This is a genomic window from Xanthomonas vasicola pv. musacearum NCPPB 4379, from assembly GCF_000277895.2.
Lineage (GTDB): Bacteria > Pseudomonadota > Gammaproteobacteria > Xanthomonadales > Xanthomonadaceae > Xanthomonas > Xanthomonas vasicola.
On the sequence record NZ_CP034655.1, the window covers coordinates 2,898,453 to 2,917,073 of the forward strand.

General features: G+C 61.3%; 12 protein-coding genes, 1 tRNA gene and 5 pseudogenes. 9 read left to right on the plus strand and 9 right to left on the minus strand.

Translation table 11 applies throughout. The features are described 5' to 3' along the window. The first annotated feature begins 92 nt into the window (after positions 1–92). The 4 genes and pseudogenes from KWO_RS23030 to KWO_RS13495 all read left to right on the plus strand — a co-directional run bounded on the left by KWO_RS23030 (position 93) and on the right by KWO_RS13495 (position 5,184). A pseudogene (locus KWO_RS23030) lies at positions 93–556 on the plus strand (MarR family winged helix-turn-helix transcriptional regulator). A 505-nt stretch (positions 557–1,061) separates the two neighbouring features. Next, the gene (locus tag KWO_RS13490; RefSeq protein WP_010363719.1) at positions 1,062–3,173 is read left to right on the plus strand and encodes a methyl-accepting chemotaxis protein; all 2,112 of its coding nucleotides are present in this window, start codon (positions 1,062–1,064) and stop codon (positions 3,171–3,173) included. Between the two features lie 462 nt (positions 3,174–3,635). After that, the gene (locus KWO_RS22575; RefSeq protein WP_162832865.1) at positions 3,636–4,055 is read left to right on the plus strand and encodes a YajG family lipoprotein; all 420 of its coding nucleotides are present in this window, start codon (positions 3,636–3,638) and stop codon (positions 4,053–4,055) included. Positions 4,056–4,632: 577 nt separating this feature from the next. Beyond that, positions 4,633–5,184, plus strand: a complete 552-nt coding sequence (locus KWO_RS13495) for a CPBP family intramembrane glutamic endopeptidase (protein WP_010375328.1) — start codon at positions 4,633–4,635, stop codon at positions 5,182–5,184. Between the two features lie 1,500 nt (positions 5,185–6,684). Here KWO_RS13495 and KWO_RS23035 read toward each other — a convergent pair. Beyond that, positions 6,685–6,917: pseudogene (locus tag KWO_RS23035) on the minus strand (hypothetical protein). A gap of 112 nt (positions 6,918–7,029) precedes the next feature. Between KWO_RS23035 and KWO_RS13510 the strand changes: the two are divergent. Then, positions 7,030–7,253 (plus strand): annotated as a pseudogene (locus tag KWO_RS13510) (transposase); the annotation flags it as partial. A 32-nt stretch (positions 7,254–7,285) separates the two neighbouring features. Here the strand turns inward: KWO_RS13510 and KWO_RS13515 are convergent. Further along, a protein-coding gene (locus KWO_RS13515; RefSeq protein ID WP_100243780.1) for an IS3 family transposase occupies positions 7,286–8,388 on the minus strand; the annotation gives its coding sequence in 2 pieces (ribosomal slippage) (positions 7,286–8,130 and positions 8,130–8,388; 1,104 coding nt in all). Between the two features lie 69 nt (positions 8,389–8,457). On the opposite strand from KWO_RS13515, the pseudogene KWO_RS23040 reads away from it, so the two are divergent. Then, positions 8,458–8,595 (plus strand): annotated as a pseudogene (locus tag KWO_RS23040) (IS3 family transposase); the annotation flags it as partial. Here KWO_RS23040 and KWO_RS13520 read toward each other — a convergent pair. The 3 genes and pseudogenes from KWO_RS13520 to KWO_RS13530 form a co-directional block, all read right to left on the minus strand. Further along, a pseudogene (locus KWO_RS13520) lies at positions 8,589–9,300 on the minus strand (DUF6538 domain-containing protein); the annotation flags it as partial. The pseudogenes KWO_RS23040 and KWO_RS13520 overlap by 7 nt on opposite strands. Positions 9,301–9,383: 83 nt before the next feature. After that, positions 9,384–9,473, minus strand: a tRNA-Ser gene (locus tag KWO_RS13525). A gap of 351 nt (positions 9,474–9,824) precedes the next feature. Then, entirely contained in the window at positions 9,825–10,841 is a 1,017-nt protein-coding gene (locus KWO_RS13530; RefSeq protein ID WP_017112168.1) for a LysR family transcriptional regulator, read from the minus strand. Between the two features lie 100 nt (positions 10,842–10,941). Here KWO_RS13530 and KWO_RS13535 point away from each other — a divergent pair, with 100 nt between their 5' ends. Continuing rightward, positions 10,942–11,526 (plus strand): FMN-dependent NADH-azoreductase, encoded by a 585-nt coding sequence (locus tag KWO_RS13535; protein ID WP_010376522.1) that lies wholly within the window; start codon positions 10,942–10,944, stop codon positions 11,524–11,526. A gap of 343 nt (positions 11,527–11,869) precedes the next feature. Here the strand turns inward: KWO_RS13535 and serS are convergent, their stop codons facing one another. After that, positions 11,870–13,150, minus strand: coding sequence for a serine--tRNA ligase (serS, locus tag KWO_RS13540; RefSeq protein ID WP_010365207.1), 1,281 nt, complete (start codon positions 13,148–13,150; stop codon positions 11,870–11,872). A 111-nt stretch (positions 13,151–13,261) separates the two neighbouring features. On the opposite strand from serS, the gene KWO_RS13545 reads away from it, so the two are divergent. After that, positions 13,262–13,924: an energy transducer TonB gene (locus KWO_RS13545; RefSeq protein WP_017112172.1), complete on the plus strand. Its 663-nt coding sequence runs from the start codon at positions 13,262–13,264 to the stop codon at positions 13,922–13,924. A gap of 354 nt (positions 13,925–14,278) precedes the next feature. Next, complete coding sequence (locus KWO_RS13550; RefSeq protein WP_026113150.1) at positions 14,279–14,746, plus strand: energy transducer TonB; 468 nt, start codon at positions 14,279–14,281, stop codon at positions 14,744–14,746. 21 nt (positions 14,747–14,767) lie between these two features. On the opposite strand, the gene aroA is transcribed toward KWO_RS13550, so the two are convergent. The 3 genes from aroA to serC form a co-directional block, all read right to left on the minus strand. Continuing rightward, positions 14,768–16,090: a 3-phosphoshikimate 1-carboxyvinyltransferase gene (gene aroA, locus KWO_RS13555; RefSeq protein WP_017112174.1), complete on the minus strand. Its 1,323-nt coding sequence runs from the start codon at positions 16,088–16,090 to the stop codon at positions 14,768–14,770. Positions 16,091–16,211: 121 nt separating this feature from the next. Further along, the gene (gene pheA / locus KWO_RS13560; protein ID WP_010365197.1) at positions 16,212–17,420 is read right to left on the minus strand and encodes a prephenate dehydratase; all 1,209 of its coding nucleotides are present in this window, start codon (positions 17,418–17,420) and stop codon (positions 16,212–16,214) included. An 81-nt stretch (positions 17,421–17,501) separates the two neighbouring features. Beyond that, a complete protein-coding gene (gene serC, locus KWO_RS13565; protein WP_017112175.1) occupies positions 17,502–18,587 on the minus strand; it encodes a 3-phosphoserine/phosphohydroxythreonine transaminase in 1,086 nt (361 codons plus the stop codon). Positions 18,588–18,621 lie beyond the last annotated feature (34 nt).

The following is an 18,621-nucleotide window of genomic DNA, read 5'->3' on the forward strand; positions in this document are numbered from 1 at the left end:
TCAAGGGGAGTTGTTCAGAGTTTCCCTAACGGCATACGCGCTGCAGGACACGTAAAATCGCTGGAGGCTCCAGGCAATACACGGTCGTACAGATGCTGGATCAGAATGAACTCATCCATCCGCACGCTGCGGTCGCGCCTGGTTATCTGGCCAACCACGCAGCGCGGGTCTTCAGCCGCCTGTTCGATGCCGAACTGCGGCCGCGCGGCGTTTCCGCTGGCACTGATCGGCCCGATCATGCTGCTGTCCTGGAAAGGCCCGATGTTGCAGCGTGACCTGGTCATCGCCTGGGCCGTGAAACAGCCGGCCATGTGGCGCTGCTCGACAAGTTAGAAGGCCTGAAGCTCATCAAGCGCACACCTACCCGCAGGATCTCCGCGCCGCGCTGGTGGCGCTCACCGCACGCGGGCGCAAGATTGCCGAAGTCGGCAGCCGTGCTTTGTCGGGCATGAATGCAGTGGCGTTGGAAGGCTTTTCCGAAGACAAAGTGCGGCAGACCGTCGTGCTCATGCACCGGCTCATCGCTAACTTGAAGTGTTGTGGTCAGGACGTGTAATACCGCTCTGATATTTCATCCCACGGGTGACAACAATGCCGCGTCGGCTCCTCGTCACCGGCGTCAGCATTGCCGGCAATATCGCCTGGCCCCTCATCCATCATGGCGTCACCGCCTCGGCATCCACCTGCTGCATGGCGCGCTCAAACGCGCCAGCCAGCCAAGCGAGCAGCACATTGCAATCACGTGGGTGACGCCCGCGATCTAGGCGCCGGATCTTTCGCACTATCGGTAAGCGCTGTGACAGCACTGATGACCCGCGCACGGCAGCGCCACGGACGCAAGCGCCATGGGTTATTTCGCAACGTAATAGCCAGCCCCACCAGCACCTGAATCAGCAGGCGCAATGGCTTCAGTTCCAAAGCAAGAGGTCGCTAACGAACGAGTCGAGACACAACAGAAGCAGCGGCAGTTGCGCTGGCTCCTGCGGCGTCGCGTGCGCATTCGTCCCTGCTGTTGCTGGGCCTTCCCGCTCTTCCGTTAGTCGGATCCCGATCGAACCCCTATGCATTTCATCTCAAATTTGCGAATTGGACAGCGCCTGGCCCTCGGTTTTCTCGCGATCATCGTGTTGATGGTGATCCTGACCGTGGTCGGCATCCAACGCGTTCGCAGCATCGACCAGCAGCTCACTGCCATCAATGAAGTCAACAGCGTCAAGCAGCGCTACGCGATCAACTTTCGCGGCAGTGTCCACGACCGCGCCATCGCCCTGCGCGACGTCGTGCTGATGGACGACCTCACCAACCGGCACGCCGCAGAACAATTGATCGACAAGCTCGCTGCCGATTACGCACGCTCCGCGCAACCGCTCGACGACATGATCGCCAATTCAAGCGATGCGAAAGAAAAAGACATCCTCCAGCAGATCAAGGCCATCGAGCAGCGCACCATGCCACTGATCGCCCAGGTGCGGGGCTTCCGCGATGCCAGTGATAAGCCGCATGCAGAACAGCAGCTGCTGCAGGAAGCGCGCCCGGCCTTCATCGCCTGGCTGGCCAGCATAAACGCCTTCATCGACCTGCAGGAAACCAAGAACCGCGCCGCCGCCAAGCAAGCCGTCGCCACCGCCGGTGGCTTCGCGACGTTGATGGTTGCTTCCACCATCATCGCGCTGCTGCTGGGCGCCGCCATCGCTTTCCTGCTCACGCGCAGCGTGGTGTTGCCGCTGCGTCAGTCGCTGCGCCTGGCAGAGCGCATCAACGACGGCGACCTGCGCAGCCAAGATGCACCGACCAGTAACGACGAATCCGGACAACTGCTGCGCGCCATGCAACAAATGCAGCGACGCCTGCAGGAAGTGATCTCGGCGCAACGCAATATGGCCGCGCGCCACGACGTCGGCGAAATCAGCTACCGCACCGATGCACAACGTTTTCCCGGCGAATACGGCGACATGGTGCAAGACACCAACGCACTGGTGCATGCCCACGTGCAGACCCAGTTGCGCATGACCCAGGTCATGGGTAGTTACGCGGTTGGCGATCTCACCCAGGACATCGAACAGTATCCCGGCGAAAAAGCCGCCATCACTGCCACCATGCAACAGGTCAAGCGCAACCTGCAGGCCATCAACGCGCAGATCCAGGAACTCACGCAGGCCGCATGCGCAGGCAACTTCGCGCTCCGCGGCCAGCCGAAAAAATTTGAACACGACTTCCGCCTGATGGTGGAAAACCTCAACACCATGATGGCTACCTCCGACACCAACCTGGCCAAGTTCTCCGAGCTGCTGCGTTCAATCGCCGATGGCGACCTGACGGTGCGCATGTCCGGCAACTTCCAAGGCGTGTTTGCCTCGATGCGCGACGACGCCAACAGCACGGTGCACCGCCTCACCGACATTGTCACCCGCATCCAAACCACCACCAACAGCATCAGCTTCGCTGCAGAAGACATCGCCGGCGGCAATCAGGAACTGGCGCAACGTAGCGAACAACAGGCCGCTAGCCTCGAAGAAACTGCCGCCTCGATGGAGGAACTGACCTCCACGGTCAAGCAGAATGCCGAACACGCAACCCGCGCCAACCAGCTCGCTCGCGGCGCAGCCACCATTGCCTCGGAAGGGCGCGACGTGGTCGGCCAGGTGATCGAACAGATGTCCAGCATCGAAGCCTCGTCCAGGCGCATCGCCGACATCATCTCGGTCATCGACGGCATCGCCTTCCAGACCAATATCCTGGCCCTCAACGCCGCGGTCGAAGCCGCACGCGCGGGCGAACAAGGCCGCGGCTTCGCCGTGGTCGCCTCCGAAGTGCGAACCCTCTCGCACCGCTCCTCCGATGCAGCGAAAGAAATCAAGCGGCTCATCGACGACTCGGTACAACGCGTCGCCGACGGCTCTACCTTCGTACACAAGGCCGGCACCACCATGGGCGAGGTCGTCACCAGCGTCCAACACGTCACCGACATCATGGGCCACATCTCCGCCGCATCGCAGGAACAGGCCGGCGGCATCGAACAGGTCAACCACACCATCGCCCAGATGGAAGAAACCACGCAACACAACGTCCGTCTGGTGGAAGCAGCAAGCACCGCCGCGCGTGCGTTGGAAGCGCATTCTGCCCAGCTAACCGGCGCTGTGGAGGTGTTTAAAGTCAGGGCTACCGTGATCTAGAGCGCGCGCAGAATGGCTCATCCCGTGGCAAACCGTCTGTCGCTGCCACGGGGCGACTCGGCGGCTAGGAAGGACTAGCGGGCTCTACCCACAACCATGGACGGTTTTTTAAAATTGGAAAACTCACATCCTGTCTGGCGGTCGTTCGCCGCATCTTGGGTTGTGATGCCGCCCGAAGATTCGGAAAGATCAACTCTCACTACATCGGGTGTCTGGTCTCTCGGCGGTAGACGTGTCGTTTGAGCGAGCCGAGCAAGCCTTCGCAGATCACGCTCTGCCGCAGTGCCCACCGCGCTCATCAGCAGGCGCACTGATTGTTCTCTGCACAGTTCTGTTAGCCACGACAGCGAACTGACTTCCACACTCGAAGGGATTACGTTCCTGTTGCTGCCAGACCGCCATCTGAACTGTCCATCGTGGAGTCGTGGGACACTTGAGCCATCGTGGGACCCGCCGCCAACCATGCGAAACAATCAACGAAATGCTCTTGTGGTCCCATGGAAGCGATCCAGGATACTGGCGGGTCTGGCGGTCATTTCACTTGCAGGATGTGTAGCGGCCGCCCCCAAGGTCCATCCCCTCGAAGGCCCCGTGGGCCTGGGCAAAGTTGCGGCAGTCGACGGCCCCAAAGTGCGTCCCGACCGCATCATCGAAGACAGCCGTTGTCCCCCTGACGTGCAATGCATCGTGGAGGGCCGGTTGATCGTCAGGGCAACCGTGTTCGGCGGTGGCTGGTCAAAGCAGGTCGAGCTCACGCTAGGTATTCCGGTGCCTGTCGCTGATGGCATGTTGACACTTGTCGACGCTACACCCGTACCGATCAATCAGACCGCCGCAGGGTCGGCGGCGCGTTTCACGTTCAAGTTTCAGGGCGGCCGCTAGCAAAGCATCGGCTGCACGTCCTCCGGCTAGCGCGTACCTTCTTGTAATCCATGCGAATTCAAGAGTTCGTTGATTTGCCTTGTTACGCGTTACTGCGCACGGCAAAACTTAGTTGCCGGAACTCCCCGTCTACAGACCTGCAGGCCTGACGCGCGATCGCCAACGTCTTAGCGGTGTTGCGTTCAAAGCTCGCAAGGCCGCTGACAAGCATGCAGAGCGTTGGTTGGCGTCTTGCACCATCTCGATCACGGTCGTCGTAGACGCGACAAAGCACGGACCACCTACGAAAGTCATGCGAAAAATCATCTTTCTCTCGCAGCATGGCTACACAAGTCGGCGCGGCGGCGGCCCTCAAACGATGCCTTGATGTGGCATGCCCTTTGGCACACGGCGCCAGACGTAGCCTTAGCTAACCTCGGACATCCATCCATCAGCCCTGCTCTACATGCGCCGCACAACACACGTTACAGCTCAGCCCTCTGACCATCCGAATGCTCTGCATCCGTTGCTTCGGTTAGCACTGTTCCTTTCGATCCTTGCTCTGGCATATTTCCCGTGGCTAGCTTTCCCTTGGCGTATGCCGCTCGTTGGGCTCATCGGCTTAGTAGTGATTCGCTGGGAGACGCACTCATTTGCGGCAGCCGGTATCAGGCGCCATAGCGCAACACGGTCACTGATCTGGATTGTCGTTTTGACGGCAATCATCATCGGCCTCGTCACGCCAGTTCTGCAACCCCTCATCGACCAGCTGACCGGAACAAAGACCGATTACAGCGCCTATGGCGCGCTGCGAGGAAACATTAAGGCAAGTGTTCGGTTGATCGGATTGGCTTGGCTTAGTGCAGCACTGGGAGAAGAACTGGTGTTCAGGTGCTTCCTAATGCATCAACTTGAACGGCTACTTTCAACATTTCGAGGAGGTCAAATCACCTCCTCAATTGTTGGCGGTGCCATCTTCGGCTTGATGCATGCAGCGCAGGGGATCGCAGGCGTTCTGCTGACGGGAATCGTCGGCAGCATCTTTTGCTTTGCTTACCTCAGATCTGACCGCAATGCTTGGGCGCTGATCGTGGCTCACGGCCTGATAGATACCTGGGGTGTATTCACCCTATACAAGGGCTGGTATTGACCCGAAAGCTTGAAGAAGGCAAACGCAACTTCAATGCCGTGCACCTCACTATTGACCGGGGATGATTCCACAGCTGATCAGAAGGGAAATGCTTTTCTGCAACCGGAGGACAAGCGCTCTGCGCGGAAGGGACTAGCCAGTTGATCTGACATCATTGTTTACTCCGCGCGGCAGCTCCACTTCGTAAAGGCAGTAACCAAGCACGCCACATCTTTGAGCAAAAAAACACACCACTTCAATGTGCTGGTTTGGACCGATCATTGGCGGCGGCGCTGCTCGAAGTTTTGGAGATGCCGGTCAATGTCGCGATGAGCCATCACGCGGCTCCATCTCAGGCCTGACCCGCGAAACGCCGCGGGGATCGTCACGTTTGTCCGTGCTGACGATGAGATACAAGCCAGGCCCGCCTGCAAGGGCTTGCTCAACGTAAACTGCTGACTTGAAGCTCACCGCGTTCTGGTCACGCCGAACAATGTCCATACATCGCTGTTGCAGTCCAGCGTCACCAGATGATCTGGGTGAAGATCAGGCTATGCTCCTTTGCCGCTAGGCTGGTGTGCTGACAGCCACCGATGACCAAGTGGTTGCCTGGCTCAGCTGCCTTCGATCGCAACGTGCCGGCGTCGGGAAGCTCATCGCGATGCCATCCCCCGCTCAAGAGATAGAGCGTTCGGAATTGCATGCCCAAGGATGTGACGGCCTGGACTAGTCCAAGCTTCACTTTGCGCCGCATCGTGCTAGGCAATCTTCGCGACTAATGACGACGATTTCGGCCTAATGGCATTGCGAGCAGGCATAATGCAAACACCAAGCGAAAGGAGTTCTGCGTGCCGATATACATGGTTAGTTTCGAATGCAAGAACAACACAAAAGATTACACAAGTTTATTTTCAAAAATAAAAGAAATTGGACGCCCTTGGTCTAACGACATAGGCTCGACTTGGCTTATCGGCCATCTGGGAAATGCGAGCACCATACGCGACGTGTTAAGGCGGCACCTTGATCAGGAGGATCCCCTTCTGGTTGCTAAGCTGGCAAAGAAAGACGCTGCGTGGTCCGGCTTTTCAACGATGGGTGCCGAATGGCTGAAGCGACATCTCAGTTAGACAGCATCCCTCCAGCCTATGAGACCGCTGCGTTAGGCATAGGCGACAAGCGTGGTCATCTGGAGTCTGTGCTGTAAAGCGTCTGCCCCCGCACATTCTAAATTTAATATACCCAAAAGTGCATAGCACCATCGGGGAGGATCACTGTTGAGTTTTATAGCAACTCGGCACGTGGGCGATTACCTGCTCACAGCCCACATCACCCCGTCCGACGAAAATTTTTTACCAGAGCTCCTAATTTCGAGACCAGGCGGTATTACGCTGCACCGCTACTTGGTCCCGAGTGTCGCATTCCCCGATCGGGACGCAGCGTATGCCTACGCCAAGCAATGGATGATCATGTGCCATGTGTCGAGCACCGGCTTGGTAAGCTCAGCCTGACGATCACTTGGTTTCAGCCCTGGCGTTCCGCGTCTGTTAGCCCATGCCAGGACAGGATTTCCTCAGCTCGGCGACTGACAAACTGCGCGTCCTCGCTCGTCATCGCCTTGCTCACAATGGCAGCGACGATGTTGGCAAAAGCTTGCCAACGTGGTTTAGATCAGGAATGGAGGCCTGCAATGCGGGCACCGCAGTATCCAGGCGTTCGAGGTGAAGGCGCAGCTCGGCTCTGTCCCTAAAGCTCAAGTATCGGCAACGCTGTCGCACCGCTTGAGACGTATCTGACCTCCTCCCTATAACTTGGACCAGCCAGAACTAGAAGATTCGGCGACACTCAGGCCCAAGCAGGCCCGTCGCCATGAAGAAGTCCAAGTTCACCGAAGCGCAGATCGCGTTCGCCCTGAAGCAGGCCGAGACCGGCACCACGGTCGAGGCGATCTGCCGCAAGATGGGCATCAGCCAAGCCACGTTCTATGCGTGGCGCGAGAAGTTCGGCGGGCTCGGCATTGCCGAACTACGCCGGCTACGCCAGCTTGAGAATAGAACCGCAAGCTCAAGCAGCTGGTCGCCGATCTGAGCCTGCGACGTCCCCCCGCCCTGAGTAGCGGCCGCGTTTAGAGTCCGGGGTTGATGATATCGGTGTTTGCCAGATGTTGGGCATAAGCGGACGGCGTCATGCCGCCAATTGCGTTCTTGGGTCGGTCCTCGTTGTATTCGCGTCGCCAGCGTTCGATCTCATTGCGTGCATGCAGCAGCGTTGGGAACCAGTGTTCGTTGAGGCATTCGTCGCGCAGCCGGCCGTTGAACGATTCGACGTAGGCGTTCTGGTTTGGTTTGCCCGGCTGGATGAGCCGTAGCTGCACACCCCGGTCATGCGCCCAGGCAACCATCGCTTTGCCGCAAAACTCCTTGCCGTTGTCGGTGCGGATCACCTGCGGCAGGCCGCGACTGTGTGCCAACCGATCCAGCACGCGCGCAACGCCGTGCCCGGAGATCGCGCGTTCCACCTCGATGGCGACCGCTTCGTGCGTTGCGTCGTCCACGATCACCAGACACTTGATCACTCGGCCGTCGGCGGAGCGGTCGAACACGAAGTCCATCGACCACACCTGGTTGGCCTGCGCTGGCCGCAGCAGCGGCTGACGCTCGCCAACCGGTACCTTCTTGCGCTTGCGGTGCCGCACTTGTAGCTGCTGCTCGCGATACAACCGCTCCACGCGCTTGTAGTTCACCAGGCGTCCTTCCTGTCGCAGCTTGAGATAGATCATCCCCACGCCGTAGCGGCGATGGCGATGCGCCAACGCAAGAATGCGCTCGCGCAGTTCGCCATTGCGGTCTTGGCGTGGGCAATAGCGCAGCGCGCTGGCGCTCATGCCAATCGCCGCCAAGGCACGACGCTCGCTAGCACCACGCCCGATCCACTCGCGCACCAGCGCACGACGCGCCGGTGCGCTCACCACTTTTTTCGCAACGCATCCTTGATCAGGTCATTCTCGAACAACTGCTCGGCCAGCAACCTCTTTAGCCGCGCGTTCTCGGCCTCAAGGTCCTTGAGCCGCTTGGCGTCGGGCACGCTCATGCCGCCGAACTTGCTGCGCCACAGATAGTACGAGGCCTCACTGAAGCCATGCCGCCGGCATAAGTCCTTGATCGCTATGCCCGCTTCGGCTTCGCGCAGGAAGCCGATGATCTGCTCTTCGGAAAAACGCTTCTTCACGTCCAATCTCCTTGGGGTAGGGAATTGGACTCCAAACTGAGGTGCTACTCAAAATTGGGGGGACGTCGCCTGGACAAGGTCATTGCAGGACGTGCTGTCAAAAAAGTTCTAAGGCCCGCGCAGCGCAAGACGCGCGTCGGCCATCTGGTCGATCGGTATCGCGTTGGGGTTCGTCGAGCCTGCACGGTCGTCAAGCAGAGCCGGTCGGCGAGCGTTGGCGTTGAAGCGCCCTTCTCGCGCATGTCCTGAAACCATCGAGCCAGATCTGAGCGGGTGATGGCGTGGACCTTTGCCTTCGATCCCAAGAAGCTCACCAAGGATTCGACCGCCGTCTTTTTGATCGTGTAAGTCTTGGGCAGCGTTGAGCCCTTGAGGGTCGCCAGGTACGCGTCCCGAGCCTTTCCCAACGTCATCGTCTCAATGGCCGGCGCAGATGACTGCCGAGCCGGGGGTGGCCTGGTGCGACGCTCCGAATGCGTTGAAGGCCGCCACCGGGAGCCGCGACGCTTGGGCGGTTGCCCCACCCCGTGCTTCCAGTTCCATCAGCTGCCGATAAAGCCTCAGGTCCTTCGGGCTGTCGATCTGCCACTGCTGTGTCACCGTCCCATCAGGCTGGCGGGTGCGGTTGAGCGTCAGCTCCTGGAGGTTCTCGGCGCTCGTCAGTCGAGTAATAAGCAGGTCAGCGTCCGATTTGCTGAGCTTGGCCACGCGTTGATCCTTCAACTGTGCGAAGAGCCGAGCATAGCCGGCCCCGAGCACCACCGCACGTACATGCGCTTGCGCCAAGTCCTTCGTTTGCAAAGTGCGTTTGATAAGCCGGCAGCCCATCATGATTTGCAAGTCGACAGGCACACGTTGGACAAACGACCAACGACCGGTCGGAGAACGGCTCAGATGATGAGGGATGCGCATGCGAGTGTTTCCTCTGCATGCTTCCTGCCTCCAATCAAACCAAGTCAGATTTTTATGTTAAAAATCAATACCTTGGAAACAACTGGCGGAGAGAGTGGGATTCGAACCCACGGAAGGTTTGACCCTTCGCCGGTTTTCAAGACCGGTGCCTTAAACCGCTCGGCCATCTCTCCGATGCTGCTGCACGTGACCGCCGAAGGCTTCGGTTATCACGCTGGCGCCCGCATTACGCGGGTGACGCCCTATCGGTGACCGCACAGAGATCTTGTGCGCGTCCACTACTCCCAGGATTGCTCCCGGGCGCGCATTCTCGCATGCCCGGACGCGTTTTGCTTGGTTACGCCGCGCTACTTTTGGCCGGCGCAACGTTCTGCGCCGTCACGTGACCAGGCCGCCGCCTGGTGCGGGCCACCTGGACGCACCCGAGCACGCACGCAGCGCCCCAATGTTCGAAGCGCGCTCACTGCCGAGAAGCAAGCGACTGCCGATGACGCATCACCTGCTCTAATGGCTACCCGCAGTGCTCAGCCAGCTTCGGCAACAATCAAGCGCGGCGCCGTGCCGGCCGCACGCTTGAGCTTTTCGGCAAGTTCGGCGCAGTTGCCACCGCAATCCAGACGCGAGCGTTCGATTTCCTGCGGCAAGTGTTCGGCCAGGAAGTCGATGAACACCCGCACCGCCGGCAACAGGCCGCGGCGCGAGGCGAACACGGCGTGGCAGATACCTTGCGGCAACGACCAATGCGGCAGTACAACTTCCAGCTCGCCGCTGCGCACTGCTTCGGCACACACGGTTTCCGGCAGCATGGTGATGCCGAAGCCGTCGCGCGCCATCGATTGCAGCAGCGGAAAGTCGAAACCGGCCAGGCGCGGCTGCAGGTCGACGCGGCGCATTTCGCCGTTCGGGCCGTGCAATTCCCAGCGCTGATGCGCTTCGTCTTCGCTGGTGCTCATGGTGGTGTGGTTGGCCAGCTCGCTCGGGTCCTTGGGGCGCCCGGTGCGGTCCAGATATTTGGGGCTGGCGACCAGCAATTCCTGCACCTGGCCAAAGCTGCGCATCACCAGGCTGCCATCGTCGTCCAGGCGCGAACGCACGCGTAGCGCGATGTCATAACCCTCATTAATCACATCGACGCGGCGATTGCTGATGTTGAGCTGCAGCCGTACCTTGGGATATTTGGCCAGAAATTGCGGCAATAACTTGGGCAACTGAATCTGCGCGAGCGAGACGGGCACGCTCACACGTACAAGACCACGCGGCTCGGCGCTGAGACGATCCACCACCTCGCGCGCAGCCTGGGCCTCGGCCAGCATGGTCTGTGCGTGGCGGTGCACGCTGGTGCCGACGTCGGTGACCGCGAAGCGGCGCGTCGAGCGCTGCAACAGGCGCACACCCAAGTCGGTTTCGAGCTGGCTGATGCGCCGGCTCAAGCGCGACTTGGGGATGCCAAGCGCCCGTTCGGCGGCAGCAAAACCGCCGTGGTCGACCACCATCGCAAAGTAGTAAAGGTCATTCAGGTCGTGCATGGCAAATGAATCCATGGATAGAACGATAAGTGATATTTAAGCACATTTATCCCAACAGAGCAACGACCTAGTCTGCACACCTCCGCGGCGCTGCCGCTTGCCACAGGTCACTGCCATGAAGCTGCTCCACCTCGATTCCAGCGTGCTCGGCGCCAATTCCATCAGCCGCGAGCTCAGTGCCGCCATCGTGGAGCAACAGCGCCGGCTGTATCCCGAAGTGGAGGTGTCCTATCGCGACCTCGACCGCGACCCGATTCCGCATCTGACCTCGCAAACGCTGGCGCAGACCGATCCGGCAGAGGCTGCGGCCGCCGAAGCGGTGATGCAGCAGTTTCTGCAAGCCGATGTCATCGTGATTGGCGCGCCGATGTACAACTTCGCCATCCCCACCACGCTCAAGGCGTGGATCGATCGCATCGCAGTGGCCGGGCGCACCTTCCAATACACCGCCAATGGCCCCGAAGGGCTGGCCGGCGGCAAGCGCATCATCATCGCCAGCGCGCGTGGTGGCATTTATGCCGAGCCGACCAATGATTTTCAGGAGCCGTATCTGCGCCAAGTGTTCGGCTTCCTGGGCATCGACGACATCAGCGTTGTGCGCGCAGAAGGCGTGGCGTATTCGCCGCAGCATCGCGCCAACGCATTGGCCTCGGCGCTGGCCGGGCTGCGTGAGGAAGAAGCCGCTGCTGTTAGCGCGTAAGCCTGCGGCGTGACGCATTGATGCATCGAAGGTTCGACACGATGCGATAGCCCATAAACAAAAAACGGGGCCATCGCTGGTCCCGTTTTTTTGCCTCAACATCTAGTAGCACCGTGGCTGGTAGTAGCACCGTGACTGGCGATCAGACGCACTCAAACGATGTGCGACAGATGATGCGAGCTGTGCCTGGCCCGCCCCACTTGAAGCCGCGACCACAACGTAGCGAACACTTATTCGATAGGCGTGCACCGTGCAGCAACCGAAGTGCCCGAATGGCACGTGCCGCACTGAACACCTGAAGCACCCCGAGCGGCAGGGAGCGCAGGCGTGCCGTTGGTCGCGCTCAGCCGATCCGCTCGATGCCGCCCATGTACGGGCGCAGCACCTGCGGCACGTCGATCGAGCCATCGGCGTTCTGGTAGTTCTCCATCACCGCGATCATCGCGCGGCCCACAGCAGTACCGGAGCCGTTGAGCGTATGCAGCAATTCCGGCTTGCCGCTGACCGGGTTGCGCCAGCGCGCCTGCATGCGCCGCGCCTGAAAATCGCCGCAATTGGAGCACGACGAAATTTCGCGATAGGTGTTCTGGGACGGCAACCAGACCTCCAGATCGTAGGTCTTGATCGCGGAAAAACCCATGTCGCCGGTGCACAGCAGCACCTTGCGATAGGGCAGGCCAAGTTGCTCCAGCACCAATTCGGCGCAACGCGTCATGCGCTGATGCTCGGCGTCGCTGTCTTCCGGCGCGCAGGCAGTGACCAACTCCACTTTTTCGAATTGGTGCTGGCGAATCATGCCGCGCGTATCGCGGCCGCCGCTGCCGGCTTCGGCACGGAAACACATTGAATGCGCGGTCATGCGCAGCGGCAGACGCTCGGCGTCGACGATCTCGTCGCGCACGATGTTGGTCAGCGGCACTTCAGAGGTGGGGATCAGATAACGCCGCGATTCGCCCACTTCTGTCTGAAATAAATCGTCTTCGAATTTCGGCAGCTGCCCGGTGCCGCGCATCGAGTCGGCATTGACCAGCAGCGGCACGTTGGTTTCTTCGTAACCGTGCTCGCCCACATGCAGGTCCAGCATGAATTGCGCCAGCGCACGATGCAGACGGGCGACCGGGCCGCGCAGCACGGTGAAACGCGCGCCCGACAATTTGGCTGCCGTTTCGCCATCCAGCCAGCCGTGCGGGGCACCGAGCTCCACGTGGTCCTTGACCTCGAAATCGAACTGGCGCGGCGTGCCCCAACGCGATTGTTCGACGTTCTCGCTCTCGTCCTTGCCAAGCGGCACATCGTCGGCCGGCAGATTGGGCAGGCCCAGCGCGATGATCTCGAGCTTGGCGCGGATCGCATCCAGCGCGTCTTCGGACGCCTTGAGCTCATCGCCGAACCCGGCCACTTCGGCCATCAGCGCGGCGACATCTTCGCCCTTGGCCTTGGCGTGCCCGATCGCCTTGGATTTGGAATTGCGCTGACTCTGCAGTTCCTGCGTGCGCACCTGGAGACGCTTGCGCTCGCTCTCCAGCGACTCCAGTTCCGCAGTGTCCAGGGAGAAACTGCGCGTGCTGCGCAGGCGCTCGGCAAGGTCGGCGGGGTGTTGGCGAAGCAGGGCCGGATCTAGCATCGGAATATGTGCGTCAGTGGGATAGCGCGAGATTATCGCCTGTTCCGCCACCTGCTGCGATCGATTCACCGCGGCTATGCCAGAATTACGACGATTCTTCAGGTGAGTCCTATGCCCGCGCCCCGTCCTGCGTCCGATCGCCATATCGTTCTGCGCCTGCCCCGCCACACGCTGAAAATTGCCGGCATCGCCTTCGCTGCCGGCCTGCTGCTGTTCCTGCTGGTCTGGGCCACCGGCCGCAAGGACGACTTCTATAAACCCTCGCCAGCACAGCCAACCGCAAGCGCGCAGACCGAGGACACCATTGCACCGCTGCCGGCGCCGTTGCCGGCCCAGGACGGTGCCAGCGACATGCCGCAGGCCAAGCCCCCGGCCGACACCCCAACCCCGGTAGACACCGCGCCAGCCGCCCCGCCCGCGCCGACGCCGCTGCCGGAAGATGCAGCGCCGGGTGCGCCTGGAAGTGCGGCGCTGTCGAAGGCGCCGGTTGCCGGCGGCGATCGTCCGGTGCCGATCCAGGGCCAGATGCCGCCGCCCCGCTACCCGTCGGCCGCATTGCGCCGCGGCGATGCCGGCGATGTGGTTGTGCGGGTAGATGTGGATGCTGCCGGCAATCCCGGTGGCGTGACTCTGGTGCAGCGCAGCGGCTCGCGCGATCTGGACCGCGCGGCCATGGAAGCAGTGCGGCATTGGCGCTTCCATCCTGCACAACGTAATGGTCAGCCGGTGGCCGGCAGCACGGACATCCCATTCGAATTCAAGCCTGCGCAGTAAGCGGGCTAACCACTTGCTTCGGTGTTCGCGCCGATGTGAACGCCATCGCAGTGCAGTGCAGGCCTCTGCTAACGCAGTCCAACCAAAATATCCATGCCGCTTTAACCTGATCGCCTGGCCAGCTTGACTAAGCTGAATCTCCACGAAGCCTTGGTGCTTCGCACGCCCGATGCCTTAGCTGCCCCTCAGGTAGTGCCGACCAGACTGGCCCTGTCATCACACAGATGCGCCAGGAGGTCGGCCATGTCCTTCCCCGCTAATCCTTCATCTGCCCACGCCCCGTCACTGTCACGGCACGAAACTCACCGTCAGGATCGCCAACAGGTCACAGAAAATGAAGGCGCTTCACCTTGGCTGTGGGCGACGCTGCTTGCGTTGTTGATCGTGGTACCCAGCTGGTGGTGGGCGCGACACAGCGACGAATCTTTCGCTACGGATACGCAGGCGGTGCCCGCGGCGAGCCGTCAGATCCTTCCCACCACCGACGGCCCCCGCGCTATGACGATGGTGGCGCACCAACCCGCGCGCGCGGCGATCAGCAGCGTGGAAGCCAAGCCGCTGCCCGGCAATGCCATGCCGAGCTACCCGCCCGCGATCGCGCGTGCGGGTCTCCAGGGCAGCCGCACTGCACGCCTGCAGCTGGATGTGCAGGGCAAGGTCAGTAACGTCACCATCGTCGACCGCAGCGGCAGCGACGATCCTCGCCTGGACGCGGCCGTGGTGGAGAGCCTGCGTCAGTGGCGCTTCGAACCCGCAACGCGCGATGGCCACGCCGTGGTGAGCAGCGTGCAGGTGCCGGTGGAGTTCACCGCGCAGCGTTAAGCATTTGCCCGCGAGAGCGCCTTACCGGTGGTCAGCAGCCTGTAGCCCAAATCCGGCGCCCTGCGCCAGGGTGTTGAAGCCTGGGAACGAAGTCGCCACATTCGCTACATCGTTCACCTGCACGCTGCCGGTGGACAGCTGGCCGGCGATAGCGAACGCCATCGCAATTCGGTGGTCGCCATGACTTTCGATCACGCCGCTGCCGATGCTGCCGCCGTGGATAGTGGCACCATCCGGCGTTTCGTCGACCTGCACGCCGAGCGTGCGCAGGCCGGTAGCCATCGCCGCCAAACGATCGGATTCCTTAACCCGCAATTCGGCAGCGCCGGTCACCACGGTCTGCCCGCTTGCCGCGGCCGCGGCCACGAACAGAGCCGGGAACTCGTCGATCATGTCCGGCACCAGCGCTTCTGGAATCTGCGCGCCGCGCAACGGCGCGTAACGCACGCGCAGATCGGCGACCGGCTCGCCGCCATGTTCGGCATGATTCTCTTCGTCGATATCCGCACCCATCAAGCGCAATGCGGCCAGCAGTCCTGTACGACGGGGGTTCAAGCCGACCGCACGCAGCACGACTTCCGAGCCGGGAACAATACTGGCAGCAACGATAAAGAACGCAGCCGACGAAAAATCCGCCGGTACCGCTATATCGGTCGCGCGCAACCGCTGCCCGCCGCGCAAACGTGCCTTACCCGGCGAAAAATCGATGTCCACGCCGAATGCCGACAGCATGCGCTCGGTGTAGTCACGGGTGGGATGCGGCTCGGTCACCGACGTCTCACCTTGCGCATAAAGACCTGCCAGCAGCACCGCAGACTTGACCTGCGCACTGGCAACCGGCGAGACAAAGTCGATGCCGTGCAGCGCCTGCACACCGTGCACGCGCAACGGCGGAGTTCCATCGTCCTGCGTGTCGATCCGCGCGCCCATCTGCGCCAGCGGGCCGGTCACGCGCCGCATTGGCCGCTTGGATAACGACTCATCGCCTACCAGCACGCTGTCGAAGCGCTGTGCGGCCAGCAAGCCGGCTAACAGGCGCATGCCGGTGCCGGCATTGCCACAATCCAGCGATTCGGTCGGCGGCTGCAGACCATCCACGCCCACACCGTGCACGATACGCTGCGACGCCGACGGCGTCTCGATGCGCACACCGAGCTTGGCGAAGATGGCGGCGGTGGAGCGCGTGTCTTCGCCTTCGAGGAAACCGTCAATCTGCGAAACGCCATCGGCAAGCGCAGCAAACATCACCGCGCGGTGCGAGACCGATTTATCGCCAGGAATGGCCAGGCTGCCCTGCAATGCGGTGCCGCGTCGGGCGATCCAATGCTGCGTGCTGCTGCTCATGCATGTAATCCGATGGCTGCGACATCGCCAACGCTGGCGATGTGCCTTGAAGAAAATTGCGGCGCTGCCGCCACCAAGATAGCGGCGTGCCAGCGTTGACAGTCGTATCGAGCGTCGATGCTTAAGAAATGGCCACCGGATACGACCCCAACACCTTGATCTGTGCCGAGTGCGCTTTCAATTCGGCCAGCGCCTGCTTCATCGCATCGTCTTCGACATGGCCGACCAGATCGATAAAGAAGCCGTATTCCCACTTGGCCTGATGCGAGGGCCGCGATTCGATGCGGTTCATGCTGATGCCGTGGCGCGCGAACGGGCTAAGCACGTCGAACAATGCGCCCGGCTTGTCGTGGATAAACACCAGCACCGAGGTGCGGTCGTGCCCGGACGAAGGAAAGATCTGCCGGCCGATCACCAGAAAGCGCGTGGTGTTGTCGTCGTCGTCTTCGATCGATTTCATGATGACTTTCTTCAAGCCATACACGTGCGCCGCGCTCTCGGCACCAATCGCTGCTGCATCGTCTGCATTGCGTGCGCGGCGTGCGCCTTCGGCATTGCTGGAGACGGCGATCTTCTCCACCTTGGGAAGGTGCAAACGCAGCCAACCGGCGGTCTGGGCGAACGATTGCGAATGCGCGTAGATGCGTTCGATGTCTTCCAGCCGGCCGTTACGCGAGAGCAGATACTGATGCACGCGCAGCTCGACTTCGCCGCAGATCTTGAGGTTGGAGGTCAGGAACATATCCAGGGTGACCTGGATGGTGCCCTGCCCGGAATTTTCTACCGGCACCACGCCGAAATCGGCGTTGCCGGCTTCCACTTCCTGGAACACTTCTTCGATAGTGGCCATCGGCAACCCGACTGCCGAACGACCGAAATGTTTGAGCACCGCCTGCTGGCTGAAGGTGCCTTCCGGGCCGAGGTAACCAATCTTCAACGGCTCCTGCTGGGCAAGGCAGGCCGACATGATTTCGCGGTAGACGTGCACCAGCACTTCGTCGCTGAGCGGGCCTTCGTTACGGTCCACCACCATGCGCAGCACCTGCGCTTCGCGCTCGGGGCGGTAGTAATCCACTGCTGCCGCGAGCTTGCCCTTGGCCTTGCCGACCTGATGCGCAAAGTTGGCGCGCTCGGCAATCAGCGCCTGGATGTTGCGGTCGATCTCATCGATCTTGGCACGCACATCGGCCAGCACCGGCGCCGCTGTCTTGATCGCAGATGTGTCAGCAGTCGTGTTTGCAGCATTGCGGCCTGAAGCGCCCGCGGATTTCTTCGCCGGCTTGTTTTTGCCGCCAGTGGCGGACGTGGGCTTGTTGGACTTGGGAGCCATCGCTGGGCATTCCTAAAATGGCGGCGCATGTCCGCTGGCCGCGCATGCGCCTGCGCGGCAGACGCCGCAGGTAATAAAGATTCAGCCGTGACGCTGCTGGAAGTCGTGCATAAAGGCAGCCAGCGCTTGCGCGCCCGCTACCGGCATCGCGTTGTACAGCGAGGCACGAATGCCGCCGACGGCCTTGTGGCCCTTCAACGCGAGCAGCCCGGCGGCCTTGGTTTCGCTGACGAACAGCGCATCCAACTGATCGTCCGGCAGAAAAAACGGGATGTTCATGCGCGAGCGCACCGCCGGCTTGATCAGGTTGCGATAGAAGCCGCCGGAGCCATCAATGGCGCCATACACCAGCGCGGCCTTTTCGGCATTGCGGCGCGCGAACTCCTGCACCCCGCCCTGCTCCAGCATCCACTTTACGGTGAGCCCGAGCAGATACCAGTTCCAGGTCGGCGGCGTGTTGAGCATCGAATCGCGCGCAACATGCGAGGCGTAATTGAAGATGTCCGCACGGGGCTGCCCGGCGCGCTCCAGCAGATCGCGCCGCACGATCACCACCGAAATGCCGACCGGGCCTAGATTCTTCTGAGCGCCCGCGTAGATCAGGCCGTAGCGCGAGATATCCAGCGGCTCGGAGGCAATCGACGAACTGAAGTCGGCAAACAACGGCAGCGTGCCCACGTCCGGGATCTCGCGAAATTCGACGCCGTGGATGGTTTCGTTGGCGGTGATGTGCACGTAGGCCGAGTGCGGCGACAGGGTCCAGCTGGCCGCCGGCGGGATGTCGATAAAGCCATCGGCCTGCGCGTCGGCGGCGATGCGCGCATCCACATATGGAGCCGCCTGCTTGATCGCGGTCTTGCCCCAATGCCCGGTGATCACGTAGTCGGCCGCCTGGCCGGGCGCCGCGAAGTTGAGCGGCAGCAGCGCCTGGATGGTGGTGGCGCCACCGGCGGTAAACAGCACTGCATACTCGTCGGGAATCGACAACAAACTGCGCAGATCGGCTTCGGCGGCGGCGGCTACCGCCATGAAATCCGCGCTGCGATGGCTGATTTCCACGATCGAGGCACCAACGCCGTTCCACTCGACCATCTCCGCCTGCGCCTGTCGCAGGACCGATTCCGGCAATGTCGCAGGGCCGGCACTGAAATTGAACGCGCGTGTCATGGCACACCTTGTCGAGCTAGCCTTCTAGTATGCC